Consider the following 25778-nt stretch of genomic DNA (forward strand, 5'->3'; position numbering starts at 1 on the left):
ATGCGACAGGCGGAAGATGCCTCTTGTGGGAGCGACTTCAGTCGCGACGGGCTTTACCGGTAATGCCCGTCGCGACTGAAGTCGCTCCCACAAAGGTCCGGGTACCTGTAACTACCCGGGAAAAGTCCGCCGAACCGAACTCAGGCCACCGGCTCGCGCAGCGCCGGCGCCTCCCAGCCCGGGCGCGGCGCGAAGCGTTCGCCATAGCGCGCCTGCAGCGCGCGCAGCCGCTCCAGCAACGCGTCGGCGCCGGCCGCACGGATGTGCTGGATCGGGCCGCCGCGGAACGGGGCGAAGCCGGTGCCGAAGATCACCCCGGCGTCGAGCAGGTCGGCATCGGCGACCACGCCCTCGTGCAGGCACGCCACCGCTTCGTTGAGCAGCGGCAGGATCAGGCGGTCTTGCAGGTCGGTCGGTGCCTGGTAGTCCTTGGCCACGTCCGGTTTTTTCGCACGCCCGTTCTCCCAGGCGTACAGGCCCTGGCCGTCCTTCTTGCCGCGCTTGCCCGGCTCCACGGTCTGCAGCGCGGCGGGAATCGGCAGGCCCAGGAACGGTGCCAGTTCCGCGCCGACCCCGGCGGCCACGTCCAGGCCCACGGTGTCGATCAATTCGATCGGCCCCAGCGGCATGCCGAACTGCACCGCGGCCTTGTCGATCGCCGGGCCGGGGATGCCTTCGGCATAGGCGGTCGCCGCCTCCAGCAGGTACGGGAACAGCACCCGGTTGACCAGGAAGCCGGGCGTGCCGGCGACCGGCACCGGCAGCTTGTCGATCGCCTTGCAGAAGGCGGCCAGCCGCTTCTGGTTGTCGGCGGCCAGGCCGTCGTGGCAGACGATCTCCACCAGCGGCATCTGCGCGACCGGGTTGAAGTAGTGCAGGCCGGCGAATTGCGCCGGGCGCTGGATGTGCTCGCGCAGTTCGGTCAGCGGGATCGAGGAGGTGTTGGTGCCGAGCAGCGCGTCCGGCTGCATCCGCGGTTCCAGCGACTGGTACAGCTCGCGCTTGGCCTGCGGGTTCTCGATGATCGCCTCGATCACCAGGTCGGCCACCGGCACGCCGTCGCCGGCCAGGTCGCCCTTCAGCCGCGCCGCCACCGCCGGGCGCTTGCTGTCGTCCTTGACCCGCTTGGCGAACAGTTCGCCGGCGCGGCTCAAGGCGCCATCGATGAAGCGCTGCTCGCGATCCTGCAGCGTCACCTCGAAGCCCTTGTAGGCCGACCAGGCGGCGATGTCGCCGCCCATCACCCCGGCGCCGACCACGTGCACGTGGCGGATGCCATGGTCCTTCCCGCCCAGCGCCTTGAGCCGTTCGGTAAGGAAGAAGATGCGGATCAGGTTGCGCGCGGTCGGCGTGCTCGCCAGCTTGACCACGGCCTTGCGCTCGGCGTCCAGCCGCGCCTGGATGCCGCCGCCGCCGCTGCGCTCCCACACGCCGATCAGCGCGTACGGCGCGGGGTAGTGTTCCTTGCGCGCCTTGCGTGCGACCTGCTTGCGCATCTGCGGCGCCAGCAGTTTGCGCGCCGGCCAGGTGTTGGTGGCCCAGGCGCTGGCGCGCTGCTTGAACGGGCGCGCGCTGCCGGTCAAGGCCAGCGCCACCGCGGTATCGAGCAGCAGCGCCGGCGCGGCGACCGTGTCGACCAGGCCCATCGCCCGCGCCGCCGACGCCGACACGGTGCGCCCGGTCAGCATCAGATCCATTGCCGCCGGCGCGCCGATCAGCCGCGGCAGGCGCGCGCTGCCGCCCCAGCCGGGAAAGATGCCGAGCTTGGTCTCGGGCAGGCCGATGCGCGTGGCGCCGTCGCTGGAGGCGACCCGGTAGCGGCAGGCCAGCGCGATCTCGGTGCCGCCGCCCATGCAGAAGCCGTGGATCGCGGCGACCGTGGGGCAGGGCAGCTCGGCCAGCTTCTGGAACGTGGCCTGGCCGCGGCGGATCGCGTCGTTGACGGTGCCGCGGCGGTCGAATTCCTGGAATTCCTTCAGGTCCGCGCCGGCGATGAAACCGTTGGCCTTGGCCGAGCGGATCACCACGCCCTTGGGCGGGTCGATGGCGATGCGCTCGAGCAGGTCGCCCAGTTCCAGCAGCAGGTCCTGCGACAGCGCGTTGACGGGCGCGTCCTGGCGGTCGAGGCTGAGCACGACGACGCCGTCGTCGCGGATATCCGCTTGCCAGTGACTGAATCGCAGCCCGTCGAAGCCTGAGAGCATGGGAGGACCATCCGCTTATGTATGGAGAAGATCGTTATCATCCAGAGGTTGTTTCCGTTGCGTCAAATCCCGAACCAGGGGGAAGTGACGCAGGTCCCGCGACCGCTGGCATGCCGTCAGCCTAACGGAATGCGGGTTAACGTCGTGGGGCGGCGGTCCGCAGGGCCGCTGAACTTTTTTCCGAATTGGCGGTCAGATGGTCCGACGTAGGTTGGGCTGACAGGAGTGCGGCCCGTTATGGCCGATGTCGAAACACCTCAGGAGCTGGACCTGGAACTGGTCCGGCGCGTGCAGCGCGGCGAGAGCGCGGCGTTCGATGTGCTGGTGCGCAAGTACCAACACCGGATCGTCGGCCTGATCGGGCGCTACATCGCCGACTGGAGCGAATGTCAGGACGTGGCCCAGGACACCTTCATCCGCGCCTACCGCGCGATGGGGAACTTCCGCGGCGACGCCCAGTTCTCCACATGGTTGCACCGGATCGCCGTGAACACCGCCAAGAACCACCTGGTTGCGCACAACCGCAGGCCGCCCACCGACGACGTCGACGTGCTCGACGCCGAGCAGTTCGACAGCGGCACGCGCTTGCGCGACACCGACACGCCCGAGCGCGAACTGATGCGCCAGGAGCTGGAACAGACGGTGATGAAGGCGGTGAATGCATTGCCGGAAGAATTGCGTACCGCCATCACCCTGCGCGAGGTGGACGGGATGAGCTACGAGGACATCGCGCAGAAGATGGGTTGCCCGATCGGCACGGTGCGCTCGCGCATCTTCCGTGCGCGGGACGCCATCGACGCCGAACTCCGTCCCCTGCTGGATACCGACAGCGCCACTCGTGAGCGACACCGCGTATGACCGATAGCACTCCCATTCCCCAGTCCGAGCCGACCCCCGGCGCCACGCCGCCGGACAAGTTCGAACTGCATTACCGGCAGCAGCTGTCGGCGCTGATCGACGGCGAGCTGCCGGCCGACGAGGCGCGCTTCGTGCTGCGCCGGCTGCAGCACGACGAGGAACTGTCCGGCTGCCACGAACGCTGGCAACTGTGCGGCGACATCCTGCGCGGCCGCGTGTGCATGCCGGCGCCGGCCGATTTCGGCGAGCGTGTGCGCCAGGCGGTGGCGGCCGAGGCGCAACGCGCCGAGGTGGCACGCGCCAGCGATGCCGCCGGCAGCCGCCGCGCGTGGCGCTGGGGCGGCAGCGCGGCGCTGGCGGCATCGGTCGCGGCGATCGCCTTGTTCATGACCCGCGAGCGCCTGCCCGATGCAGCGCCGGCCGCGCCGGCGGCACAGCTCGCCAGTTCCGCTTCTTCTGCCTCCGCTGCGCCTGCGACCCCCATTGCGGTCCCGCAGGTGCCGACGCCGGCGCCGGCGCCGGCGGATCCGCAGGGCGACCTCGGCGCGGCCGTCGCCGCGGCGCCGGCGGTGGCCATCGCCGCGAACCGGCGCCAGGATGCCGCCGCCCGGCGCGGCGCGACCCGCACCCAGCAGGCCGCGCGCAGCAGCGCTGCGCGCGCGGCCGAGCCGCTGCGCGCGATTGCCGCCGCGGCACCATTGCGGCCTGCTGCGACCGCATTGCCGCTGACCGCCACGGCGGTGGACCCGGTGCTCGCGCAGCAACCCGCCGGCGATCCGTTCGCGCACCAGGTCGCACCGCTGCAGGCCCGGCCATGGCCACGCTCGGCGCTGGCGCCGGCCGCGTCCGGCGGCGAGTTCACCGCCAGTTTCCCGCGCCAGGGCGCGGCGGCGTTCTATCCGTTCGAGCCGCGGCTGCCGGCCGACGCGGCGTCCGCGCCGTTGCCGCAGCAGCCTTGAACCCAGGCGTCGGTCGAAGCGCGTGCTTCGCTCCGGCGCGCGCTGCCCGCGGCACCGCCGCTGTTTTCCTTCCCTTTCCCGAACCGGAGGCTCGCGTCCGATGACTCACCGTATCCGCAACCATCTGCTGGGCGTGTTGGCCCTGACCCTGCCGCTGGCCGCCTGCGCACAGCAGCCCGAGTCGGCCGCGCCCGCCGCCGTGGCGCCGGCCGCGCGCGCCGCGCCAGCGCCGCAGCTGGTCGCCGGCCTGCCCGATTTCACCAACCTGGTCGAACAGGTCGGGCCGGGCGTGGTCAACGTCGAGACCACCATCAGCCGCAAGGCCGCGGCCACGCGCAGCGGCGCCGGCGGCATGCCCGACGATGCGCAGATCCCCGAATTCTTCCGCCGCTTCTTCGGGCCGGACGGGATGCCCGGGCAGCCGGGCATGCCGGGCCAGCCGCAAGCGCCGGACGATGACGCCGCCCCCCCCGGCGGCCGTTCGATGGGCTCGGGCTTCATCATCTCGCCGGACGGCTACGTGCTGACCAACCACCATGTGGTCGATGGCGCCAGCGAGGTCAAGGTCAAGCTGACCGACCGCCGCGAGTTCACCGCCAAGGTGGTCGGCAGCGACCAGCAGTACGACGTGGCGCTGCTGAAGATCGACGGCAAGAACCTGCCAACGGTGCGCGTGGGCGACTCCAACACGCTCAAGCCCGGCCAGTGGGTGGTCGCGATCGGTTCGCCGTTCGGCCTGGACCACTCGGTCACCGCCGGCATCGTCAGCGCCACCGGGCGCAGCAACCCGTACGCCGACCAGCGCTACGTGCCGTTCATCCAGACCGACGTGGCGATCAACCAGGGCAATTCCGGCGGCCCGCTGCTCAATACCCGCGGCGAGGTGGTCGGCATCAACTCGCAGATCTTCTCCGCGTCCGGCGGCTACATGGGCATCAGCTTCGCGATCCCGATCGACCTGGCGATGAGCGCGGTCGAGCAGATCAAGAAGACCGGCAAGGTCAGCCGCGGCATGCTCGGGGTGACCATGCAGCCGAACATCAGCGATGTGGAGGCCAAGGGCCTGGGCCTGAGCGACACGCGCGGCGCGCTGGTCAACGGCGTGCAGCCGGGCAGCGGCGCGGCCAGGGCCGGGATCGCGCCGGGCGACTTCATCGTTGCCTTCAACGGGCAGAAGATCAACACGCGCGAGGACCTGCCGCCGCTGGTGGGCATGCTGGCGCCGGGCAGCAAGGCGCGGGTCACCGTGATCCGCGACGGCAAGCCGCGCGACATCAGCGTGACCCTGAGCGAGCTCAGCGACGATGGCGTGGCGATGGGCCAGCAGCAGCCGGGCCGCGGTGGCGCGGCGCCGGCGCCGCAGGCCGCGGAGAGCAGCGCGCTGGGCATCAGCGTGGAGGAGATCCCGGCGCCGGTGCGGCAGACGCTCGGGCTGCGCGCCGACGAGGGCGTGCAGGTGGCGCAGGTGAGCCGCGCGGTGGCGAGCAAGTCGCAGTTGCGCCCGGGCATGATCGTGCTGCAGGTCGGGCGCACTCCGGTGTCCAATGCGGCGCAGTTCCGCAAGCTGACCGCCGGTGCGAAGAAGGGCGACGTGGTGATGCTGCTGGTGCGTGCGCCGGGTAGCCCGGCCAGCCAGTTCATCGCGATCAGCGTCGACTGAGCGCGCGAACACCGCTGTGCCGATGGCGGTCAGCGCACTCCGCTGCGCTGACCGCCACTGATTTCATTGAGGTTTGTTTCCTGAAACGACGCGCGCGCGGCAGTCGGCGCCGGTGCGGCGCAGCCGGGGCGCCTGGCTCGCTCCGGCCATGCGATAATGGCCCGTTATCCTGACGACGGTCCTGGCCGCCGCCCACCTCATGTCCTCTGATTCGATGCGGAACATCCGCAATTTCTCCATCATCGCCCACGTCGACCATGGCAAATCGACCCTGGCCGATCGCATCATCCAGCTCTGTGGCGGCCTGCAGGCGCGCGAGATGGAAGCGCAGGTGCTCGACTCCAACCCGATCGAGCGCGAACGCGGCATCACCATCAAGGCGCAGTCGGTGTCCCTGCCGTACACGGCCAAGGACGGGCAGGTCTACCAGCTGAACTTCATCGACACCCCCGGCCACGTCGACTTCTCCTACGAGGTCAGCCGCTCGCTGGCCGCCTGCGAGGGCGCGCTGCTGGTGGTCGACGCCGCGCAAGGCGTGGAAGCGCAGTCGGTGGCCAACTGCTACACCGCGGTGGAGCAGGGCCTGGAAGTGGTACCGGTGCTCAACAAGATCGACCTGCCCACCGCCGACATCGCCCGCGCCAAGGCCGAGATCGAGGCGGTGATCGGCATCGACGCCGAGGACGCGGTGGCGGTCAGCGCCAAGACCGGGTTCAACGTGGACCTGGTGCTGGAAGCGATCGTGCAGCGCATTCCGCCGCCCAAGCCGCGCGACACCGACAAGCTGCAGGCGCTGATCATCGACTCGTGGTTCGACAACTACCTGGGCGTGGTCTCGCTGGTGCGGGTGATGCAGGGCGAGATCAAGCCGGGCAGCAAGATCCTGGTGATGTCCACCGGCCGCACCCACCTGGTCGACAAGGTCGGCGTGTTCACCCCCAAGCGCAAGGAGCTGGCCGCGCTGGGCGCCGGCGAAGTGGGCTGGATCAACGCCTCGATCAAGGACGTGCACGGCGCGCCGGTCGGCGACACCCTGACCCTGGCCGCCGACCCGGCGCCGCATGCGCTGCCCGGCTTCCAGGAAATGCAGCCGCGCGTGTTCGCCGGCCTGTTCCCGGTCGATGCCGAGGACTACCCGGACCTGCGCGAGGCGCTGGACAAGCTGCGCCTCAACGACGCGGCGCTGCGCTTCGAGCCGGAAAGCTCCGAGGCGATGGGCTTCGGCTTCCGCTGCGGCTTCCTCGGCATGCTGCACATGGAGATCGTGCAGGAACGGCTGGAGCGCGAGTACGACCTCAACCTGATCTCGACCGCGCCGACCGTGGTCTACGAGGTGCTCAAGACCGACGGCAGCGTGATCCCGATGGACAACCCGTCCAAGCTGCCGCCGTTGAACAACGTGGAGGAGATCCGCGAGCCGATCATCCGCGCCAACATCCTCACCCCGCCGGACTACGTCGGCAACATCATCACCCTGTGCGAGGAAAAGCGCGGCAGCCAGATCGGCATCAACTATCTGGGCAGCCAGGTGCAGATCAGCTACGAACTGCCGATGGCCGAAGTGGTGCTGGATTTCTTCGACAAGCTCAAGTCGGTGTCGCGCGGCTACGCCTCGCTGGACTACCACTTCCTGCGCTTCGACGCCGGCCCGTTCGTGCGCGTGGATACGCTGATCAACGGCGACAAGGTCGATGCGCTGTCGATCATCGTGCACCGCAGCCATGCCGACCGGCGTGGCCGCGAGCTGTGCGAGAAGATGAAGGAGCTGATCCCGCGGCAGATGTTCGATGTGGCGATCCAGGCCGCGGTCGGCTCGCAGATCATCTCGCGCAGCACGGTCAAGGCGATGCGCAAGAACGTGCTGGCCAAATGCTATGGTGGCGACGTGTCGCGCAAGAAGAAGCTTCTGGAAAAGCAGAAGGAAGGCAAGAAACGCATGAAGCAGGTCGGCCGCGTGGAGATCCCGCAGGAAGCCTTCCTGGCTGTGCTGCAGATGGATAAGTAGCTGGGAATGGTGAATAGGGAATGGGGAATGGGAAGAGCGGGCGCTCTTGCCTTTCCGATTCCCCATTCTCGATTCTCGATTCCCATTCCGAAGGAATACGAATGAAATGGTTTGAAATCGCGCTGGTGGTCCTGACCTTCGCCACCGGCATCGTCTGGTTGCTGGACAAGCTGTTCTTCGCCAAGCGCCGCGCCGCGCGCGCCGGCCTGCTCGACACCGAGCCGGTGCTCGTGGATTACTCGCGCGCGTTCTTCCCGGTGCTGGCGGTGGTGCTGATTCTGCGCAGCTTCGTCGCCGAGCCGTACAAGATTCCGTCCAGCTCGATGATGCCGAACCTGCTGGTCGGCGATTTCATCCTGGTCAACAAGTTCGCCTACGGCTTCCGCCTGCCGATCACCAACCAGAAGGTGATCCCGACCAGCGAGCCCAAGCGCGGCGACGTGGTGGTGTTCAAGCCGCCGCACAAGCCGGACGAGAACTGGATCAAGCGCGTCATCGGCCTGCCCGGCGACCGCATCGGCTTCCACGGCGATACCCTGTACATCAACGGCACGCCGATGAAGTACCAGGTCCGCGGCGAGTACGTCGGCAAGGGCAAGGGCGCGGAGATGACCGGCGCCACGCTGCTCACCGAATACCTGCCGGGCCGCACCCATACCGAACTGGAGTGGCTGGACCGCAACAATCCGGCCGGCCAGGGCGATTGGGTGGTGCCGGCGGGGCAGTATTTCGTGATGGGCGACAATCGCGATAATAGCGAGGACAGCCGCTTCTGGACCCAGACCCACTTCCTGCCCGAAGAGAATCTGCGCGGCAAGGCGTTCCTGGTCTGGCTCAATTGCGAAGGCTGGTTCTGCAGCGGCAGTTTCGATCCCTCGCGGATCGGGACCGGCATCCAGTGATGTCTGGCGTAAGGGGAAGCGCGATGAAGCACAAGCAAAGCGGCATGACCTTGACCTCGTTCGTGATCGTGCTGGCGGTGGTCGGATTCTTCGCCTACATCGGCATGAAGCTGTTCCCGATGTACCTGGAGTACTACGCGGTGCGCTCTGCGATGAAGGGCCTGGCCGCCGAGCCGGGCAGCGCCAACATGGATCCGGCGCAGGCCAAGACGCTGTTGTTCCGCCGCCTGGACATCAACAACTCCGACAACGTGCAGCCGGACGACGTCAAGTTCGAGCGCATGGATTCGGGCTGGAAGATGCACGTGGCCTACGAAGTGCGCAAGCCGCTGGTCGCCAACCTGGACGTGGTCGGCAAGTTCGACATCACCCAGGACCTGACGACGCGCGGTGGCGAGTAAAACGATCCTGCGCGGCGACCGTATCGGTCACCGCTTCGCCGACCCGCAGCTGCTGGCGCAGGCGCTGACCCATCGCAGCGCCGGCGCGCCGCACAACGAGCGGCTGGAATTCCTCGGCGACAGCATCGTCAACCAGCTGATCGCCGAGGCGCTGTACCGGCGCTGGCCCAAGGCCGACGAAGGCGCGCTGACCCGCGCCCGCGCCGAACTGGTGCGCGAGGCCTCGCTGGCCGGCATCGGCCGCCAGCTGGAGCTGGGCGAGCGGCTGACCCTGGGGCCGGGGGAGATGAAGTCCGGCGGGCATCGCCGCGATTCGATCCTGGCCGACGCGGTCGAGGCGGTGGTCGCGGCGATCTATCTGGACGCCGGTTTCGAGGCCTGCCGTGCGGTGATCCTGCCCTGGTTCGAGACGGCGTTGGCCGCACTGCCGGTGGGCAAGGCCGAGAAGGACGCCAAGACCCGCCTGCAGGAATGGCTGCAGGCCCGGCAGCGGGCCCTGCCGGTGTACGAACTGATCAGCGAAACCGGCGACGACCACGCCAAGCTATTCCGGGTACGCTGCGTACTCGCCGAGCCTGCCCTCGTCACCGAGGGCGAGGGCACCTCGCGACGACTGGCCGAACAACAGGCCGCCGCCGCCGCCATCGAGCAACTGGATTCGAGCAAGTGAACGAGCAAGCGCCCCCTTACCGCAGCGGCAGCGTGGCCGTGATCGGCCGCCCCAACGTGGGCAAGTCCACCCTGACCAACGCCCTGGTGGGCGCCAAGGTCAGCATCGTCTCCAACCGGCCGCAGACCACCCGGCACCGCTTGCTGGGCATCGCCAGCTTCCCGGAAGGGCAACTGGTGCTGGTCGACACCCCCGGCCTGCACCGCGAGCAGAAGCGCGCGATGAACCGGGTCATGAACCGCGCCGCGCGCGGCTCGCTGGAAGGCGTGGACGCCGGCCTGCTGGTGATCGAGGCCGGGCGCTGGGACGACGAGGACACGCTGGCGTTCAACGTGCTCAGCGATTCCGGCATCCCGGTGGTGCTGGTGGTGAACAAGGTCGACCGGCTCAAGGACAAGGCCGTGCTGCTGCCGTTCCTGCAGCAGGTCAGCGATGGCCGCAGCTTCGCCGCGGTGCATCCGATCTCCGCGCTCAAGCGCAAGGGCCTGGAAGCGCTGGTGCGCGACCTGCTGGGGCTGGTACCGGAAGCCCCGGCGATGTTCGGCGAGGACGAGATCACCGACCGCAGCCAGCGCTTCCTGGCCGGCGAACTGGTCCGCGAGCAGCTGATGCGCCAGCTCGGCGAAGAGCTGCCGTATGCGACCACGGTGGAGATCGAGCGCTTCGCCGAAGACGGCGCGCTGCTGCGCATCGGCGCGGTGATCTGGGTCGAGCGCGAAGGCCAGAAGGCGATCGTGATCGGCAAGGGCGGCACCCGCCTGAAGGACATCGGCGCCAAGGCCCGGCAGCAGATGGAGCGCCTGTTCGGCGCCAAGGTGTTCCTGGAGACCTGGGTGCGGGTGCGCGAGGGCTGGTCGGACGACGAGGCGGCGTTGAAGGCGTTCGGGTACGGGGAGTAAAGCCGGGATGACCAGCCATTCGGCTGTGGAATGCCGGGACTCGGGATTTTCGCAAGTGCGCAGCATGTGCGCTTTTCTGTAGGAGGGGCTTCAGCCCCGACGCGTTACCGATAAGGCGTCGGGGCTGAAGCCCCTCCTACAGAAAGCCTCGGCTCGAAGCCGCTGAGCAGTGCGGCTTTTCCCGGAAACACGCGGCGCTTTTTTCATCGAATCGTTCGACCGCGATTCGCCCCCGGACCGCATCTTCGAGTCCCGACGCTTCCATGCTCATCGAACACGAACCCGGCTTCGTCCTGCACGCGCGTCCCTGGCGCGAGACCAGCTTGCTGGTCGAGGTGCTGAGCGCGCAGTACGGCCGCTTGGGCGTGCTGGCGCGGGGCGTGCACGGGCCGAAGAAGCAGCCGCTGCGGGCCGCGCTGCAGCCGCTGCAGTCGATCCGCTTCAGTGCGCAGCGCCGCGGCGAGCTGGCCCAGCTGCGGGCGGCCGAGGCGGTGGATACGGCGCCGCGCCTGAGCGGGGACGGCATGCTCGCCGGGTTCTACATCAACGAACTGACCCTGCGCCTGGCGCCGCGCGAGGATCCTGCGCCGGACCTGTACTTGGCCTACGCGCGGGTGCGCGCGCGGCTGGGCGCGGAGGCACCGCTGGCGTGGACGCTGCGCTGCTTCGAGCGCGACCTGCTGGACGCCCTGGGCGTGGGCTTCGACCTGCGCCACGACGGCGACGGCGAGCCGATCGACCCGGCCGCGCGCTACGCGCTGGATGCCGAGCACGGCCCGCGCCGCCTGCGCAGCGACCGCGGCCACGACCAGCGCAGCGGCATGGCCACCGGCCGCGCGCTGCTGGCGCTGGCCGCCGACGAGATGCCGGTGGCCGAAGACCTGCCCGGCCTGCGTCGCGGCATGCGCGTGGTGCTGCTGCACCACCTCGGCGGACGCGGCCTGAAGTCCTGGGAGATGCTGCAGGATCTGACCCGGCAGCGCCGCGATGCAGAGGCTGTGGAAATGCCGGGAATGCCCGAATCACCGGGGGTGCCTGAATCGCCGGCGCCGAAGGCCGATTGAGCCGTGCCTTTGCCGGCCGGAGTCGGTAGGAGGGGCTTCAGCCCCGACCACTTCCGCGGCATGCCGGCTTACTGACGGTGTGCGTCGCGGCTGAAGCCGCTCCCACAGGGACTTGCGGCAGTGTGCCGAGGCCGACGCCCCCGCTTTTGCGAATCCCCAATCCCCAATCCCCAATCCCGGCCTCAATGCAACAACGCCGCCACCGCCTCGCTGAACTGGTTGCGCGCCTGCGACGAGGCCGGATCGCCCTGCAGCTGGCGCACCGCGCGCGCCAGCCGCGCGGCGCCGACGAAGCCGCAGCTGGCCTGCAGCCGGTGCAGGTGGTTGCGTACCGCCTGTTCGTCGCTGAGCTGCAGCGCCGAGGCGACCGCGTCGCGGGTGCCCGGCAATTCGGCCAGGAACAGTTCGCGCAGCGCGATCAGGTGCGAGCGTTCGCCGTTGAGCGCGACCAGCGCGGTGGTCTCGTCCCAGTCCACCGCCGCCTCCGCCTCCGCCGCCGCCGCCGGCGCAGCGCCGATGCGGCCGCGTGACAGCAAGCGGCGTACCGCCTGCAGCAGGTGCTCGGGACTGAGCGGTTTCAGCAGCACTTCGGCGAAGCCGGCGCCGAGTAGCTGCTCGCGGACCGCGCCGCTGGCATCGGCGGTATGCGCCAGCGCCAGGGTGCCGGGACGCTGCCGCTGCAGCCGCTGCAGCAGGTCGGCGCCGCTGCCGTCGGGCAGGTTGGCGTCGATCAGCCACAGATCGTATTCATGGGTCTGCGCGCTGGCCAGCGCGGCGGCAACGGTATCGGCCAGATCGACCTGCGCGGGCAGGGATTCCAGTGTCACTTGAAAAAACGTGCGACTGATCGGGTCGTCCTCGACCAGCAAAAGTCGCGTCACAGGGTCCTGGGTCGATGCCATCTTGATGCCTCCATGCGGCCTGGGCGCATCTTAGCGGCTTTGCGCCGCCGCCGGGTCCGCAAGCGGGTGCGCGGCGGCGGGCGGGGCCGGCGGCGCATCTGCGACAATAGCCGCCCTCTCCGCCCGCAGCCTGCCGCCACGTGGCCCGAACCAGAAACCGCCTAGACCGCAGCCCGTTCCAGACCGAGATCGCCGACCTCAGCCACGACGGCCGCGGCGTCGCCCGCCCCGAGGGCGAGGGCGGCAAGGTCGCCTTCGTCACCGGCGCGCTGCCCGGCGAGACGGTCCTCGCCGAACCCACCGCGCGCAACCGCCATTTCGACGAGGCGCGCACCCTGCAGGTGCTGCAGGCCTCGCCGCAGCGGGTCGCGCCGCGCTGCCCGCATTTCGGGGTCTGCGCCGGCTGCGTGCTGCAGCACCTGGCCGAGGACCAGCAGATCCTGGCCAAGCAGCGGGTGCTGACCGAGAACCTGGAGCGGATCGGCCACGTGACCCCGCAGACGGTGCTGCCGGCGCTGTCCGGCGCGCCCTGGGGCTACCGGCGCAAGGGTCGGTTCTCGGTACGCCGGGTGGAGAAGAAGGACAAGACCCTGGTCGGCTTCCGCGAGCTCGATCCGCGCTTCGTCGCCGACCTGTCGGTGTGCCACACGGTGATTCCGCAGATCGGCTTCAAGGTGAGCGCGCTGGCCGAGTTGGTCGAGAGCCTGGACGGCAAGCGTGACATCCCGCAGATCGAATTCATCGCCGGCGACGACGCCGTGGCGCTGACCTTCCGCCACATGCAGCCGCTCAGCGCGCACGACCAGGCGGCATTGGTGGCGTTCGCCCAGGCCCACGACTTCGCCATCTTCCTGCAACCCGGCGGCGTGGACAGCGTGCATCCGTTGTACCCGCAGAAGGTGCCGTTGTCGTTCCGGCTGCCGCAATGGGACGTGGAACTGGCGTTCCGGCCGCTGGACTTCATCCAGGTCAACGCCTCGCTCAACCAGAAGATGATCGCGCACGCGCTGGCGCTGCTCGACGCGCAGCCCGGCGACCGCGTGCTCGACCTGTTCTGCGGGCTGGGCAACTTCACCCTGCCGCTGGCGCGCACGGTGCGCGAGGTGGTGGGCGTGGAAGGCGATGCGGGGCTGGTGGCGCGGGCGCGCGACAACGCGCAGCGCAACGGCCTGGACAACGCGCAGTTCTTCGCCGCCGACCTGACCCAGGACCAGCGCCAGGCGCCGTGGATGCAGCAGGGCTTCGACAAGCTGCTGCTCGACCCGCCGCGCTCCGGCGCGATCGAGGTGCTGCGGCAGCTGCCGTTGGAGAGCTTCCAGCGCATCGTCTACGTCAGCTGCCACCCCGGCTCGCTGGCGCGCGACGCCGGCTACCTGGTCAACGAGCGGGGCTTCGTGCTGAAGGCCGCCGGCGCGATGGACATGTTCCCGCATACGGCGCATGTGGAGAGCATCGCGGTGTTCGAGAAGCCGGGAGTCGGGAATGGGGAATAGGGAGTGGTAACAGCGGCGTCCGCGCGCTGGCTTATGCTTTTCCCATTCTCCTTTCCCGATTCCCCATTCCCATGCCTATCGAAATCGAACGCAAATTCCTCGTCACCGGCGACGGCTGGCGTGCCGCGGCGCATCGGGTGATCCCGATGGCGCAGGGCTATATCAACGACCAGGCGGTGATGGACAGCGGCGCGCAGAAGGCGTCGGTGCGGGTCCGCATCCAGGGCGAGGAGGCGTTCCTCAACCTCAAGTCGCGCGAACTCGGCCATACCCGGCAGGAGTTCGAGTATCCGTTGCCGCTGGACGATGCGCGCGCGCTGCTGGCGCTGTGCGTGGGCGGGCTGATCGACAAGCGCCGGCATCTGGTGCGGCACCAGGGCCATCTGTGGGAAGTGGACGAGTTCCTCGGCGACAACGCCGGGCTGGTGGTCGCCGAGATCGAGCTGGACAGCGCCGACGAAGCCTTCGCCAAGCCCGACTGGATCGGCGCCGAAGTCACCGACGATGCGCGCTACTACAATCTGGCGCTGGCCTCGCATCCGTTCCGTGAGTGGCCGGAAAGCCGGGATTAGAGATTCAGGGATTCGCAAAAGCGGGTCAGGCTCGGCGATCGGGCTTATGCTTTTGCCACTCCCCATTCTCCATTCTCCATTCTCCATTCCCCTCTCATGCGCATCGATATCTGGTCCGACGTGGTCTGCCCCTGGTGCTGGATCGGCAAGCGCCGGTTGCAGCAAGGCATCGTGGCGCTCGGCGCGGATGCGCCGGCGCTGGAGATCCACTGGCATCCCTACCTGCTCGATCCCGACGCCGGCACCGAGCCGGTGCCGTTGCGCAAGGCCTATGAAGCCAAGTTCGGCGGTGCCGCGCGCACCGAGCAGATCCTGGCGCAGACCCAGGCCACCGCACGCGCCGAGGGCCTGCCGTTCGATTTCGGCCGCGGCCAGGTGCGGGTGACCACGCTGCCGGCGCATCGGCTGCTGTGGCTGGCCGCACGCGAAGGCGACGCCGAGGCGGTGGCCGAGGCGCTGTTCCACGCGCATTTCGCCGATGGGCGCAATCTGGCCGAAACCAGCACGCTGCTCGAGGCCGGCGCCGCCGGCGGGCTGCCCGCGGCGCGGGTGCAGGCGCTGCTGGACGGCGACGAGGGCCTGGCCGAGATCCAGGCGCAGCTGCAGCAGGCGCAGGCGATGGGCATCCGCGCGGTGCCGACCTACGTCATCGACGGCCGCCACGCGATCCAGGGCGCGCAGCCGCCGGAGGTGTTCGCCGCGACCTTGCGCGGCCTGCTGCCGCCGGCGCCGGACGCGGCCCAGGACTGCGGCCCCGACGGCTGCGCTGTTTAGGCCGGTCACACGACGGCAACGTGGCGCGCCCACCGCGCGCCATCGGCACGCGCTGGCACCTTGCGGCGCCGCTGCGGCCTGTCGCCGGCGCCGGCATCTGCGACAATGCCGGCCCAGGCGCGCTGAACAGCGCTGGCAGGAGAATCCCCCGCATGCTCGCGATCGGCGTCGCCGGTACCGAACTCACCGCCCAGGAACGCGACTGGCTGCAGCACGATGCCGTCGCCGGCGTGGTCCTGTTCAAGCGCAATTTCGCCTCCAAGGCGCAGCTGGTGGAGCTGACCGCGGCGATCCGCGCCGCCGCGCCGCGGCCGCAGCTGATCTGCGTGGACCAGGAGGGCGGCCGCGTGCAGCGCTTCCGCGAAGGCTACAGCGCATTGCCGCCGCTGCACGGCTTCGGCGCACTGTATGCGCGCGACCGCGATGCGGCGCTGGCGCTGGCCGAGCAGCATGCCTGGCTGATGGCCAGCGAGGTCCGCGCCAGCGGCGTGGACCTGAGCTTCGCCCCGGTGGTGGACCTGGCGCGCGGCAACCGCGCGATCGGCGACCGCGCCTTCAGCGACGACCCGCAGGTGGTGGCCGCGTTCACCGGCGCCTACGTGCGCGGCATGCACAGCGTCGGCATGGCCGCCACGCTCAAGCACTTCCCCGGCCACGGCACGGTGCTGGAAGACACCCACGTCGACAACGCCGAGGATCCGCGCCCGCTCGAAGTGCTGCGCCAGGAAGACCTGCTGCCGTTCGCCGCCGGCATCGGCGCCGGCGCCGATGCGGTGATGATGGCGCACGTGGTGTACCCGCAGGTCGCGCCGGAACCGGCCGGTTATTCGCCGCGCTGGATCCAGCAGATCCTGCGCCAGGAACTGGGCTTCCGCGGCGTGGTGTTCTCCGACGACATCGGCATGGCCGCCTCGTTCGCCGCCGGCGGGGTCGCCGCGCGCGTGTCGGCGCACCTGGACGCCGGCTGCGACGTGGTCCTGGTCTGCCATCCCGAACTGGTCGCCGAATCGCTGCAGGCGGTGTGCGACCGCCCGCTCAATACCGCCGCGCTGCTCGGCCTGCTCGGTCGCGGCGCCCTCGGCTGGGACGGCCTGCTCGCCGATGCCCGCTACGGCCACACCCAATCCCACCTGCTCGCAACCCTCGGAAAAACCGCCTGATGTCCACTCTCACCATCGCCCAGGCCCTGGCCCAGGCCGACCTGCTGGTCGATCGTCCGCACCTCGACCAGGCCATCGCGCGCATGGCCGACGCCATCGCCGCCGACTACCGCGGCGAGATCCCGGTCTACCTGACCATCATGCACGGCGCGCTGCCGTTCGCCGGGCAACTGGCGCTGGAACTGGGCGCGCGCGGCCAGGACCTGCAACTGGATTACCTGCACGCCACCCGCTACCGCGGCGAGACCGTCGGCGGCGAGCTGGTGTGGAAGCATCGCCCGGCCACCGCGCTGTACGGGCGCCGCGTGCTGCTGCTCGACGACATCCTCGACGAAGGCCTGACCCTGCTGGCGGTGCGCCAGTGGTGCCTGGAGCAGGGCGCCACCGACGTGCGCATCGCCGCGCTGACGGTCAAGCGCCACGACCGCCGCGTGGACGAGGTCGATGCCGACTACGTGGGCGTGGACGTGCCCGACCGCTACGTGTTCGGCTTCGGCATGGACGTCAACGAAGGCCTGCGCAACCTGCCGGCGATCTACGCGATGAAGGAATAGGACTCCGCGCCTTTCTCATTGCGCGCCGGCGCTCGCGGCCGGCGCTTCGCGCACGTTCCGATTCGAGGATCCGCATGGACAACATCGCACTGGCCGTCATCGGCGGCACCGGCGTCTACAAGCTCGCGCAACTGGACGATGTGCAGACCCGCGAGGTCGACACCCGCTACGGCAGCCCGTCCGGCCCGCTGCGCATCGGCACGCTGCTCGGTCAGCGGGTCGCGTTCCTGGCCCGCCACGGCGAAGGCCATTCGCTGCCGCCGCACAAGATCAATTACCGCGCAAACCTTGCGGCGCTGCAGAAAATCGGCGCCGGCCGGGTGCTCGCGCTCAACACCGTCGGCGGCATCGGCGCGCGCTTCGGGCCGCGCGTGCTGGCCTGCCCGGACCAGCTGATCGACTACACCTGGGGGCGCGTGTCCACGCTCGGCGAGGAGCCGGGCAGCGAGGTGCTGCACGTGGATTTCGGCCACCCGTATTCGCCGATGCTGCGCAGCAAGGTGCTGGCCGCCGCGCGCGTGACCGGCGCCGACGTGGTCGATGGCGGCTGCTACGGCGCCACCCAGGGGCCGCGTTTGGAAACGATTGCAGAGATCGCGCGGCTGCGCCGCGACGGCTGCGACCTGGTCGGCATGACCGGCATGCCGGAAGCGGGCCTGGCACGCGAACTGGGCCTGGAATACGCCTGCCTGGCGATCGTGGCGAACTGGGCCGCCGGCTGCGGCGACGCCCAGGAGATCACCCTGGCCGAGGTGCTGGCGAACGTGGAGGCGGCCTCGGCGGGGCTGCCGGAGCTGATCGGCGAGCTGGCGCGCGGGTGATTGTCTTCGCTGCGCAAGCTTTGCATACTTCGCCGGTGCGGGATGCCGCACAACCACCACCCATTACATTGCAAAGGTCTCGTATCACCATGCCGAAGGGTACCGTCAAGTGGTTCAACGACGCCAAGGGATTTGGCTTTATTTCACCGGAAGACGGCAGCGCCGAAGTATTCGCGCACTACTCCGCGATCAATTCCAGGGGCTTCCGCAGCCTGCAGGAAGGACAGCGTGTCAGCTATGACGTGACCCAGGGTCCGAAGGGCGCGCAGGCCTCCAATATTACGCCTGTCGAGTAAATCGCTTGCTCGGCTGAGCTTTTTTGAGCCCCGCTTCGGCGGGGTTTTTTATGGAAGGCGATACCGCTGCGGCGTCGCCCGCAATCAGTGGATGCGATGAAGCAACGGATGCAGATCGGCATCGTCGGCTACGGCACGGCGGGCCAGGCCCTGGCGCAGCGGTATGCGCACGTGGCGGTGTACCCGTTCTGGAGCCGCTGGCTGACCCCGCTGTTCCAGTCCGAGCGCGACCTGGTGGCACGCGTGCGCGACCTCGGCATGCTGCCGGCGGGGCGGATGCCTGGCGGTCGCGGCCACATGCTGCGCGTGCTCAGCGGTACCCGGCACGGCTGGTTCGGCAAGCTGCCGTTGGAGCCGGGATTTTTGCAGGCGCTGGCGGAGGCGGCGGCAGCGCCACGGTTGGCGACGCAGCAGGTGCAGGGCGAGTAGCTGCAGCGAGCCAGCGCGTTCGTGCACGTGGCCACTGACGTTGTTCCTGCAGTCGGCCGGCGTGTTGCGATGCTGCGGCGCCGCCGATCCCGTAGGAGGGGTGTCAACCGCGACGCCGTACCGGTAAAGCGTCGCGGTTGACACCCTCCTACCGCCATGCGCTCGACTTAAGCCTCAACACTGATGCCTGGGGGCCCTGCGCCGGCGCTTGCCACTGCGCACCATCGCGCGCGAACCCGGATTCGGACGAGGGTGTAGACAAACGCGTTGGCGCCGACGCCAGGCCTGCGGAACCTGCCGGCGAATCCGGGACGCTCGGGACGCAGATCCGGCAGCGAACCGCGGAATAGGGCCGTCAACGCCTTGACATGCGTCACGTAACGCCGCGTATTTTGCGACGCTGCTCCGCGGCTCTTACTGAATACTTGGACATGATTGGTTGAATCCATGCGGCATAGCGTCAAAAAAATGTCGGAAGATGTCTTGGTAGGGACCGGTAGCTGTGCCATAGTGCAGTGCAACACGAGTGCTTCGCTGTTGGCCTGGGCAGTCGCCTCAGGCTGGAAATGACACTGCAACCGTGTTCTCCGACCGATGATGGAGCACTGGTCGGCTGCATGAGTGCGGCGTTCCCAAAACCATTCGACAGAGGGCATCTGCATCGCGCATGGGTAAACTCTCCGCTACGTTCAACTGGGCATTGTGTTTGGCCTTTTCTTGTCTGGTCTTCCTGTCCGCATGCAGCAGCGGACCGAAGATGCGGACGGAATTGCCGCCAGGCGATCCGCTGGCCGGCTCCATGGGCCAGCCGGAATATCTGCTCGGCCTCGGCGATCTGCTGACGGTCAAGGTGTTCCAGATCGACGACCTGGAGCGCCAGGTGCGGATCGACAACGAAGGCCGCATCTCGCTGCCGCTGATCGGCGACATCAAGGCTGCCGGGGTTGGTGTGAACGCGTTGCAGAAGGAGATCGCCGACCGCTACCGCAGCGGCTACCTGCAGAATCCGCAGGTCTCGGTGCTGGTCGACGAATTCACCGGCAACCGGGTCACCGTGACCGGCGCGGTGGGCGAGCCGGGCATCTACCCCATCGTCGGCCCGGCACTGACCCTGCAGCAGGCGCTGTCGCTGGGCAAGGGCGTCAGCGACGTGGCCAGCCGCGGTAACGTGGTGGTGTTCCGCAACGTCGGCGGGCAGAAGATGCTGGCCCGTTTCGATCTGCGCGATATCCAGAAGGGCATCTCGCCGGATCCTGAAATCTACGGCGGCGACATCGTCGTGGTGTACCGCTCCGATGCGCTCGTATTGCTGCGCACCGTGGTGCAGCTGACCCCGTTCGTCATGGTCTGGCGGGCATACCGATGAGTTCCTCGAGCATGCACACCCGTACCTCCTCGGCGCCACTGAGCCCGGCCGACATCAGCCTGCTGGACTACTGGAACGCCCTGTACCGGCAGCGCTGGCTCATCGTCGGCATCACCGCGGCGGTGCTGTTGCTGGCGCTGCTGGTAACGTTGTTGATGACGCCCAAGTACCGCGCCACCAGCGTGCTGCAGATCGAGCGCGAGTCCTTGAACGTTACCAACGTGGCGAACCTGATGCCGGTGGAATCGCCGCAGGATCGCGATTTCTACCAGACCCAGTACGAACTGCTCGGCAGCCGCTCGCTGGCCCGGGCGGTGATCCGCGAGGCGCGGCTGACCCAGGAGCCGACTCTCAAGCCGCTGGTGGACGAGGCGCTGGAGAAGCTGCGAGGCAATGGCGACGGCCGCGCGCCGGCGCCCGAGGCGCGCGCCGCCGCCGCCGAGAACGCGCTGGTCGGCCCGGTGCTGGACGCGTTGACGATCGAGCCGGTGCGCGATTCGCGGCTGGTGCGTATCAACTTCGATTCGCCCGATCGGGCGCTGGCCGCGCGCGTGTCCAACACCTACGCGCAGATGTTCATCGCCTCGACCCAGGAGCGGCGCCTGCAGGCCTCCTCGTTCGCCGCCAGATACCTGTCCGAGCGGCTGGAGCAGTTGCGCGACAAGGTCGAAGAGTCGGAGAAGAATGCGGTCGATTATTCCAGCAAGGAGCAGATCGTGTCGCTGGGCGATGACAAGCCGTCGCTGCCGACGCAGAACATGAGCGAATTGAACGTGCGTCTGGCCACCGCCCAGGATGCGCGGATCAAGGCCGAGTCGGCCTGGCGCCAGGCCGGGGTCGGCGATGGCATGGGCCTGCCGCAGGTGATCAGCAGCCCGCTGATCCAGAGCCTGCGCACCGAGCAGGTGAAGCTGGAGGCGGATTACCAGCAGAAGCTGGCCACGTTCCAGCCCGGCTATCCGGAAATGCAGCGCCTGCGCAACCAGATCGCCGAGATCAAGCGCCAGATCGGCAGCGAGATCGCCAACATCCGCAGCGGGCTGAAGAACGACTACGAGGCGGCGCGGCAGCAGGAGTCCTTGTTGTCCGAGCGCATCTCCAGCCTGAAGAACGACGAACTGGATCTGCAGACCCGCAGCATCCGCTACAACATGCTCAGGCGCGAAGCCGACACCAACCGCCAGCTCTACGACGCGCTGCTGCAGCGCTACAAGGAGATCGGCGTGGCCGGCAACGTGGGCACCAACAATGTGTCGATCATCGACCGCGCCGACCTGCCGGGCAAGCCGAGTTCGCCGAAGACCTTGCTGAACCTGGCGCTGGCGTTCGTGTTCGGCCTGTTCGCGGCGATCGCCATCGCCTTGATCCGCTATTTCCTGCACGAAGCCAATGCGGCGGCCGCGGCATGACGCGCATGGCGCACAGCCCGGCGCGATGCGGCGTGACCGCGATCGCGGCGGCTGCGACGACGCAGGCGCATGGTCTTTTTTCCTACACGAATTCTTCAGCGAGGTGATACGTGATTCAGCTAAGTAAGGAGGTGGTTCAGTATTTTCCTGACCGGTTGTACGCAGTCGTTCTTGTTTTGAAATAACACGGGCTGCCGTGGACCTGGGGTCGGTGAGGAAGGCACCGCAGCGGTCCACTGGCAGATGAGATCGAGGCTCGCACACGTCGCATGTTCCCCCGCATGCCTCCGACCGAGTTTGGATGGGAATCCCGACCATGCTTCTGGCAGACCTGAGTAGCGCCACCTATACAACGTCGTCCCCGCGCCTGCTGTCCAAATATGCAGCCGCCGCGGACATCCTGCTACGCGTGTCGGATCTGACGGTGATCGTCGCCGGCGCGCTGGCGACCCACCGCCTGCTGTTCTCCAGCTGGTTGCCGGAGGCGCCTTACCGGGTCGCGATCGGCACCACCTTGCTGTACGCGGTGATCTGCTTCGCGCTGTTCCCGCTGTACCGCAGCTGGCGCGGACGCGGCCTGCTGCGCGAGATGATGGTGCTGAGCCTGGCCTGCGGCGGCGTGTTCGCGCTGTTCGCGGTGCACGCCTTCGTGGTGCAGTTCGGGCAGCAGGTCTCGCGGCTGTGGATCGGCCTGTGGTTCGCCACCAGCCTGGCCACGCTGCTGGTCTCGCGCACCATGGTGCGCGGTGTGCTCAACCACCTGCGTTCGGAAGGCGTGGACGTGCAGCGCGTGGTGGTGGTCGGCCTGCGCCATCCGGTGGTCAAGATCCACAACTACCTGAGCCGCAATCCGTGGGTCGGCATGCAGCTGGTCGGCTATTTCAGCAGCGACTACGACCTGTCGGTGGCCGATCATCCGCAGAAGCTGCAGTGCCTGGGGGCGGGCACGCCGGAATCGCTGATCGACTACCTCAACAACAACGAGGTCGAGCAGGTGTGGATCTCGCTGCCGCTGGGCGAGCGCGACCACATCAAGCAGCTGCTGCAGCAGATGGACCGCTACCCGATCCAGGTCAGGCTGATCCCGGACCTGTTCGACTTCGGCATGCTCAACCAGTCCGGCGACCAGATCGGCAACGTGCCGGTGATCAACCTGCGCCAGGGCGGGGTCGACCGCAACACCTACTTCGTGGTCGCCAAGGCGCTGCAGGACAAGCTGGTCGCGCTGGCCGCGCTGGCGATGCTGTGGCCGCTGATGCTGGCGATTGCGGTCGGCGTGAAGCTGAGTTCGCCGGGCCCGGTGTTCTTTCGCCAGCGCCGCCATGGCCTGGGCGGGCGCGAGTTCTACATGTACAAGTTCCGCTCGATGCGCGTGCAGCAGGAACCCAGCGACGTGGTGGTGCAGGCCAAGCGCGGCGACAGCCGGGTCACCCCGTTCGGCGCGTTCCTGCGCCGCAGCAGCCTGGACGAGCTGCCGCAACTGTTCAACGTGCTCGGCGGCAGCATGTCGGTGGTGGGGCCGCGGCCGCATGCGGCGCAGCACAATACCCACTACGAGAAGCTGATCAACCATTACATGCAGCGGCACTACGTCAAGCCGGGCATCACCGGCTGGGCCCAGGTCAACGGGTTCCGCGGCGAGACGCCGGAGCTGCGGACGATGAAGAAGCGCATCCAGTACGATCTGGACTACATCCGGCGCTGGTCGCTGTGGCTGGATACGCGGATCATCGTGCTCACCGCAGTGAAGGTGCTCGGGCAGAAGACCGCCTACTGATGCGCCCGATGTACCGTTATCGCGCCGACCGTTCCCGCTGCCGGCGCCACCTCGTCGCCGCCGTCGGCAGCGGGGATGGCAGCGCCAGGGGCGCATCCTGCAGCGCCATCGCGGCCACCGGCGGCGTCGGCGCCGGGGGCGCCGCAGTTGCGCCACTGCGGTCGTTGTCGTGGCGCGCTGGATCGTGCCGCGCTGCGGGGCAAGGTGCCGCGTGCTGACCGCGCCCGTGAACGCACCGGCGATGACGCTGCGCGAGCAGCGCCACAACCTGCTGATCGAGCTGGTGCTGTTGTTCGCCATCGGCTACAACCTCCTGCTCGCGGTGGTGAACGCCAAGGTGTTCCGGGTCAGTCCGGCCATGACCTATGTGGTGGAACTGGCGATCTACGGCGCCTGTTTCCTGATCGGACTGTGGTCGCTGGACCGCAAGCGGACGGCGATGGTGTTCACCGGCATCGGCTTGCTGGCGGTGCTGATGCTGCTGCGGCTGTTCCTGGTCTGGTCGATCGATCCCAAGTTCTTCCGCGACGCGCTGATCCCGTTCGCGTTCCTGGTGCTGGGCGCCGCCTATACCGGTTCGCTGCCCAAACTGTTCCTGCGCATGGCGCTGATCGTGTCGCTGGTGGCGGCGTTCGAGCTGGCGTTGCCCAAGGTCTACGGCGATGTGGTCAATCCCAAGAGCTTCTTCGTCAATGCGCGCGGCGCCAGCGCGTCGAGTTTCTGGAATCAGGACAGCAACCTGTTCGTCAGCGCGACCCGGCCCGGCGCGCGCAACTTCCTGCCGTCCTCCAATCTGCCACGCGCCTCCTCGGTGTTCATCGAGCCGGTGACGATGGGCAACTTCATCATCTTCTTCACCGCGATCCTGCTGACCTTCTGGCGCTGGATGCGGCCGGTGGGGATCGTGGCGTCGGTGGCGATGATCGGCTTCCTGATCGTGGCCTCGGACGGGCGCCTGGCCGCCGGCACCTGCGTGATGATGGTGGCGCTGACCCCGCTGCTGCTGCGCATGGACCAGCGTCTGGGCTTTCTGATCTTCTTCGGCGTGTTGCTGGGCGCGTGGCTGATGGTGTGGGCGTCCGGCATCCAGAGCTACGAGGACACCACCCTGGGGCGGGTGTTCTTCACCGTCTATTCGATCCGCAACATGACCGCCGAGTCGTGGCTGGGCCTGGATTTCGACACGCCGTACAAATACTTCGACAGCGGCATCGCCTATTTCATCTCCTCGCAGTCGGTGGTGCTGGTGCTGGCGTTCCTGCTCGCCTATTCGTTCGCGATGCTGATGCGCACGATCGAAGGCCAGCTGTTCAAGAACCTGCTGATCTTCGCGTTCGCGCTGAGCCTGCTGGTGTCCAACGGCTATTTCTCGATCAAGACCGCGGCGCTGTGGTGGTTCGTCTGCGGCTGCCTGTGGCAGATGGTGCCGCGGCGCGCAGCGGCGGATGCGTTGCCGCCGGCAACCGATACCACGCCGCGTGCGGCGGTGCCGACATGAGCGCGCCCGCACAGCCGCTGCAGACGGTGCTGGCCGAGCAACCGGCCCGCACCGGCGTGCGCGGCACCCGCGATGCGCGCATCGATGCGGCCAAGGCGCTGGCGATCCTGCTGGTGGTGTTCGGCCACGCCAAAGGCATCCCGCAGGCCTATGTGATCCTGGCCTACAGCTTCCATGTGCCGATGTTCTTCGTGCTGTCCGGCTGGGTCGGTGAGGCGTTCGGCAAGCGGCCGCTGGGCATGGCGACCTGGACCAAGCTGGCGCGCAGCCTGCTGCTGCCGTATCTGGCGTTCTTTCTGGTCGCGTACGCGTACTGGATGCTGACTCGCAACATCGGTTCCAAGGCGCAGCTGTGGGGCGACCGGCCGTGGTGGGAACCGCTGCTGGGCCTGGTCAGCGGCATCGGACCCAAGCTGTACGTGATGCCGGTGCTGTGGTTCCTGCCGGCGCTGTTCGTGACCACGCTGAGCTATCTGTACCTGCGCCGGCGCCTGTCGCTGGACGCGCTGGCGCTGCTGTCCCTGCTGCTGGCCTGGGGCTGGGCGATCTGGTTCCCGACCCAGGATTACCGGCTTCCGTTTGCGCTGGATGTACTCCCGGTGTCGTTGTGCTTCTTCGCGATCGGCGCGGCCGCGGCCAAGCGCAGCGGCCAGTTGCCGACCAGTCGCACTGGCAATGCCGTGGCGGCGTTGCTGCTCGCGGCGGCGTGGTTCGCGATCGCCTGGAACAACGGCCGGGTGGACGTGAACATGATGAAGTTCGGCCATTCGCCGCTCGGCTTCCTCGCCGCCAGCCTGCTCGGCAGCGCGATGGCGCTGTGCGCGGCGCGGCTGGTGCAGGACTGGGCGTGGCTGCAGTGGATCGGACGCAACACCTTGCTGATCCTGTGCACGCATACGCTGCTGTTCTCGATCATGGCCGGGGTGGCCAGCCGTACCGGCCTGGTCCGCGGCGATGCCTGGGGTCCGGCCTGGGCGGTGTCGGTGAGCGTGTTCGCGGTGCTCGCCAGCGTGCCGATCCGCGCGGTGATCGTGCGCCTGGCGCCGTGGATGATCGGGCTGCGACGCGAGCCGGCACGGCTGGAGGCGCCCTGATGGCGCCGTCG

The 25778-nt window shown here is 68.4% G+C and carries 23 protein-coding genes and 1 pseudogene; 22 read left to right on the plus strand and 2 right to left on the minus strand.

Features of this window, described 5'->3' with window-relative positions:
* Positions 1–140: 140 nt before the first annotated feature.
* Positions 141–2204: a 3-hydroxyacyl-CoA dehydrogenase NAD-binding domain-containing protein gene (locus FZ025_RS16235; RefSeq protein ID WP_046980044.1), complete on the minus strand. Its 2064-nt coding sequence runs from the start codon at positions 2202–2204 to the stop codon at positions 141–143.
* Positions 2205–2441: 237 nt separating this feature from the next.
* Between FZ025_RS16235 and rpoE the strand changes: the two genes are divergently transcribed.
* The 9 genes from rpoE (at position 2442) to recO (ending at position 11622) form a co-directional block, all read left to right on the plus strand.
* On the plus strand, positions 2442–3062 hold the full coding sequence (gene rpoE / locus FZ025_RS16240; RefSeq protein ID WP_046980043.1) for an RNA polymerase sigma factor RpoE: 621 nt from the start codon (positions 2442–2444) through the stop codon (positions 3060–3062).
* Positions 3059–4021, plus strand: coding sequence for a sigma-E factor negative regulatory protein (locus FZ025_RS16245; RefSeq protein WP_104557864.1), 963 nt, complete (start codon positions 3059–3061; stop codon positions 4019–4021). Before rpoE ends, FZ025_RS16245 begins: the two co-directional genes overlap by 4 nt.
* A 100-nt stretch (positions 4022–4121) precedes the next feature.
* Positions 4122–5681, plus strand: a complete 1560-nt coding sequence (locus tag FZ025_RS16250) for a DegQ family serine endoprotease (RefSeq protein ID WP_167523887.1) — start codon at positions 4122–4124, stop codon at positions 5679–5681.
* Positions 5682–5895: 214 nt separating this feature from the next.
* Positions 5896–7686, plus strand: a complete 1791-nt coding sequence (gene lepA / locus FZ025_RS16255) for a translation elongation factor 4 (protein WP_046978446.1) — start codon at positions 5896–5898, stop codon at positions 7684–7686.
* Between the two features lie 101 nt (positions 7687–7787).
* A complete protein-coding gene (lepB, locus tag FZ025_RS16260; protein WP_046978447.1) occupies positions 7788–8588 on the plus strand; it encodes a signal peptidase I in 801 nt (266 codons plus the stop codon).
* Between the two features lie 23 nt (positions 8589–8611).
* Complete coding sequence (locus FZ025_RS16265) at positions 8612–8989, plus strand: DUF4845 domain-containing protein (RefSeq protein WP_046978448.1); 378 nt, start codon at positions 8612–8614, stop codon at positions 8987–8989.
* On the plus strand, positions 8979–9659 hold the full coding sequence (rnc, locus tag FZ025_RS16270) for a ribonuclease III (RefSeq protein ID WP_046978449.1): 681 nt from the start codon (positions 8979–8981) through the stop codon (positions 9657–9659). The genes FZ025_RS16265 and rnc overlap by 11 nt, the downstream gene beginning before the upstream one ends.
* Positions 9656–10558 (plus strand): GTPase Era, encoded by a 903-nt coding sequence (era, locus tag FZ025_RS16275; protein ID WP_046978450.1) that lies wholly within the window; start codon positions 9656–9658, stop codon positions 10556–10558. The genes rnc and era overlap by 4 nt, the downstream gene beginning before the upstream one ends.
* A gap of 263 nt (positions 10559–10821) precedes the next feature.
* Positions 10822–11622: a DNA repair protein RecO gene (gene recO, locus FZ025_RS16280; protein WP_046978451.1), complete on the plus strand. Its 801-nt coding sequence runs from the start codon at positions 10822–10824 to the stop codon at positions 11620–11622.
* A 182-nt stretch (positions 11623–11804) separates the two neighbouring features.
* Here the strand turns inward: recO and FZ025_RS16285 are convergent, their stop codons facing one another.
* Positions 11805–12530 carry an Hpt domain-containing response regulator gene (locus FZ025_RS16285; RefSeq protein ID WP_386269862.1) on the minus strand — a complete coding sequence of 242 codons (726 nt, stop codon included), beginning with the start codon at positions 12528–12530 and terminating at the stop codon, positions 11805–11807.
* A 134-nt stretch (positions 12531–12664) separates the two neighbouring features.
* On the opposite strand from FZ025_RS16285, the gene rlmD reads away from it, so the two are divergent.
* The 13 genes and pseudogenes from rlmD to FZ025_RS16350 all read left to right on the plus strand — a co-directional run bounded on the left by rlmD (position 12665) and on the right by FZ025_RS16350 (position 25767).
* Complete coding sequence (gene rlmD, locus FZ025_RS16290) at positions 12665–14017, plus strand: 23S rRNA (uracil(1939)-C(5))-methyltransferase RlmD (RefSeq protein WP_104557870.1); 1353 nt, start codon at positions 12665–12667, stop codon at positions 14015–14017.
* A 71-nt stretch (positions 14018–14088) separates the two neighbouring features.
* Entirely contained in the window at positions 14089–14589 is a 501-nt protein-coding gene (locus FZ025_RS16295) for a CYTH domain-containing protein (protein WP_104557872.1), read from the plus strand.
* A 96-nt stretch (positions 14590–14685) separates the two neighbouring features.
* Positions 14686–15363: a DsbA family oxidoreductase gene (locus tag FZ025_RS16300; protein WP_104557874.1), complete on the plus strand. Its 678-nt coding sequence runs from the start codon at positions 14686–14688 to the stop codon at positions 15361–15363.
* Positions 15364–15515: 152 nt separating this feature from the next.
* Positions 15516–16523 carry a beta-N-acetylhexosaminidase gene (nagZ, locus tag FZ025_RS16305; protein ID WP_104557876.1) on the plus strand — a complete coding sequence of 336 codons (1008 nt, stop codon included), beginning with the start codon at positions 15516–15518 and terminating at the stop codon, positions 16521–16523.
* Positions 16523–17077, plus strand: a complete 555-nt coding sequence (locus tag FZ025_RS16310; RefSeq protein ID WP_046978969.1) for a hypoxanthine-guanine phosphoribosyltransferase — start codon at positions 16523–16525, stop codon at positions 17075–17077. The genes nagZ and FZ025_RS16310 overlap by 1 nt, the downstream gene beginning before the upstream one ends.
* A gap of 74 nt (positions 17078–17151) precedes the next feature.
* On the plus strand, positions 17152–17898 hold the full coding sequence (locus FZ025_RS16315) for an S-methyl-5'-thioinosine phosphorylase (RefSeq protein ID WP_046978968.1): 747 nt from the start codon (positions 17152–17154) through the stop codon (positions 17896–17898).
* Between the two features lie 89 nt (positions 17899–17987).
* The gene (locus tag FZ025_RS16320; RefSeq protein ID WP_046978967.1) at positions 17988–18194 is read left to right on the plus strand and encodes a cold-shock protein; all 207 of its coding nucleotides are present in this window, start codon (positions 17988–17990) and stop codon (positions 18192–18194) included.
* A 153-nt stretch (positions 18195–18347) separates the two neighbouring features.
* Positions 18348–18623 (plus strand): annotated as a pseudogene (locus FZ025_RS16325) (FAD-dependent oxidoreductase); the annotation flags it as partial.
* Positions 18624–19290: 667 nt separating this feature from the next.
* Entirely contained in the window at positions 19291–19989 is a 699-nt protein-coding gene (locus FZ025_RS16330; RefSeq protein WP_046978965.1) for a polysaccharide biosynthesis/export family protein, read from the plus strand.
* Positions 19971–21398, plus strand: a complete 1428-nt coding sequence (locus FZ025_RS16335) for a GumC family protein (protein ID WP_208803821.1) — start codon at positions 19971–19973, stop codon at positions 21396–21398. Before FZ025_RS16330 ends, FZ025_RS16335 begins: the two co-directional genes overlap by 19 nt.
* A gap of 316 nt (positions 21399–21714) precedes the next feature.
* On the plus strand, positions 21715–23175 hold the full coding sequence (locus tag FZ025_RS16340) for an undecaprenyl-phosphate glucose phosphotransferase (protein ID WP_046978963.1): 1461 nt from the start codon (positions 21715–21717) through the stop codon (positions 23173–23175).
* A 241-nt stretch (positions 23176–23416) separates the two neighbouring features.
* Positions 23417–24673, plus strand: coding sequence for a hypothetical protein (locus tag FZ025_RS16345; protein WP_046978971.1), 1257 nt, complete (start codon positions 23417–23419; stop codon positions 24671–24673).
* The gene (locus tag FZ025_RS16350) at positions 24670–25767 is read left to right on the plus strand and encodes an acyltransferase family protein (protein ID WP_046978962.1); all 1098 of its coding nucleotides are present in this window, start codon (positions 24670–24672) and stop codon (positions 25765–25767) included. Before FZ025_RS16345 ends, FZ025_RS16350 begins: the two co-directional genes overlap by 4 nt.
* The last annotated feature ends 11 nt before the right edge of the window (positions 25768–25778 follow it).

It is taken from the genome of Xanthomonas hyacinthi (assembly GCF_009769165.1).
Classification (GTDB): Bacteria; Pseudomonadota; Gammaproteobacteria; order Xanthomonadales; family Xanthomonadaceae; genus Xanthomonas_A; species Xanthomonas_A hyacinthi.

What these genes read in the sequence shown, in the direction of transcription:
- FZ025_RS16235 (WP_046980044.1), bottom strand. Translation starts at nt 2,204, where the DNA reads ATGCTCTCAGGCTTCGACGGGCTGCGATTCAGTCACTGGCAAGCGGAT.
- rpoE (WP_046980043.1), top strand. Translation starts at nt 2,442, where the DNA reads ATGGCCGATGTCGAAACACCTCAGGAGCTGGACCTGGAACTGGTCCGG.
- FZ025_RS16245 (WP_104557864.1), top strand. Translation starts at nt 3,059, where the DNA reads ATGACCGATAGCACTCCCATTCCCCAGTCCGAGCCGACCCCCGGCGCC.
- FZ025_RS16250 (WP_167523887.1), top strand. Translation starts at nt 4,122, where the DNA reads ATGACTCACCGTATCCGCAACCATCTGCTGGGCGTGTTGGCCCTGACC.
- lepA (WP_046978446.1), top strand. Translation starts at nt 5,896, where the DNA reads ATGCGGAACATCCGCAATTTCTCCATCATCGCCCACGTCGACCATGGC.
- lepB (WP_046978447.1), top strand. Translation starts at nt 7,788, where the DNA reads ATGAAATGGTTTGAAATCGCGCTGGTGGTCCTGACCTTCGCCACCGGC.
- FZ025_RS16265 (WP_046978448.1), top strand. Translation starts at nt 8,612, where the DNA reads ATGAAGCACAAGCAAAGCGGCATGACCTTGACCTCGTTCGTGATCGTG.
- recO (WP_046978451.1), top strand. Translation starts at nt 10,822, where the DNA reads ATGCTCATCGAACACGAACCCGGCTTCGTCCTGCACGCGCGTCCCTGG.
- FZ025_RS16295 (WP_104557872.1), top strand. Translation starts at nt 14,089, where the DNA reads ATGCCTATCGAAATCGAACGCAAATTCCTCGTCACCGGCGACGGCTGG.
- FZ025_RS16300 (WP_104557874.1), top strand. Translation starts at nt 14,686, where the DNA reads ATGCGCATCGATATCTGGTCCGACGTGGTCTGCCCCTGGTGCTGGATC.
- nagZ (WP_104557876.1), top strand. Translation starts at nt 15,516, where the DNA reads ATGCTCGCGATCGGCGTCGCCGGTACCGAACTCACCGCCCAGGAACGC.
- FZ025_RS16310 (WP_046978969.1), top strand. Translation starts at nt 16,523, where the DNA reads ATGTCCACTCTCACCATCGCCCAGGCCCTGGCCCAGGCCGACCTGCTG.
- FZ025_RS16315 (WP_046978968.1), top strand. Translation starts at nt 17,152, where the DNA reads ATGGACAACATCGCACTGGCCGTCATCGGCGGCACCGGCGTCTACAAG.
- FZ025_RS16320 (WP_046978967.1), top strand. Translation starts at nt 17,988, where the DNA reads ATGCCGAAGGGTACCGTCAAGTGGTTCAACGACGCCAAGGGATTTGGC.
- FZ025_RS16330 (WP_046978965.1), top strand. Translation starts at nt 19,291, where the DNA reads ATGGGTAAACTCTCCGCTACGTTCAACTGGGCATTGTGTTTGGCCTTT.
- FZ025_RS16340 (WP_046978963.1), top strand. Translation starts at nt 21,715, where the DNA reads ATGCTTCTGGCAGACCTGAGTAGCGCCACCTATACAACGTCGTCCCCG.
- FZ025_RS16345 (WP_046978971.1), top strand. Translation starts at nt 23,417, where the DNA reads ATGACGCTGCGCGAGCAGCGCCACAACCTGCTGATCGAGCTGGTGCTG.
- FZ025_RS16350 (WP_046978962.1), top strand. Translation starts at nt 24,670, where the DNA reads ATGAGCGCGCCCGCACAGCCGCTGCAGACGGTGCTGGCCGAGCAACCG.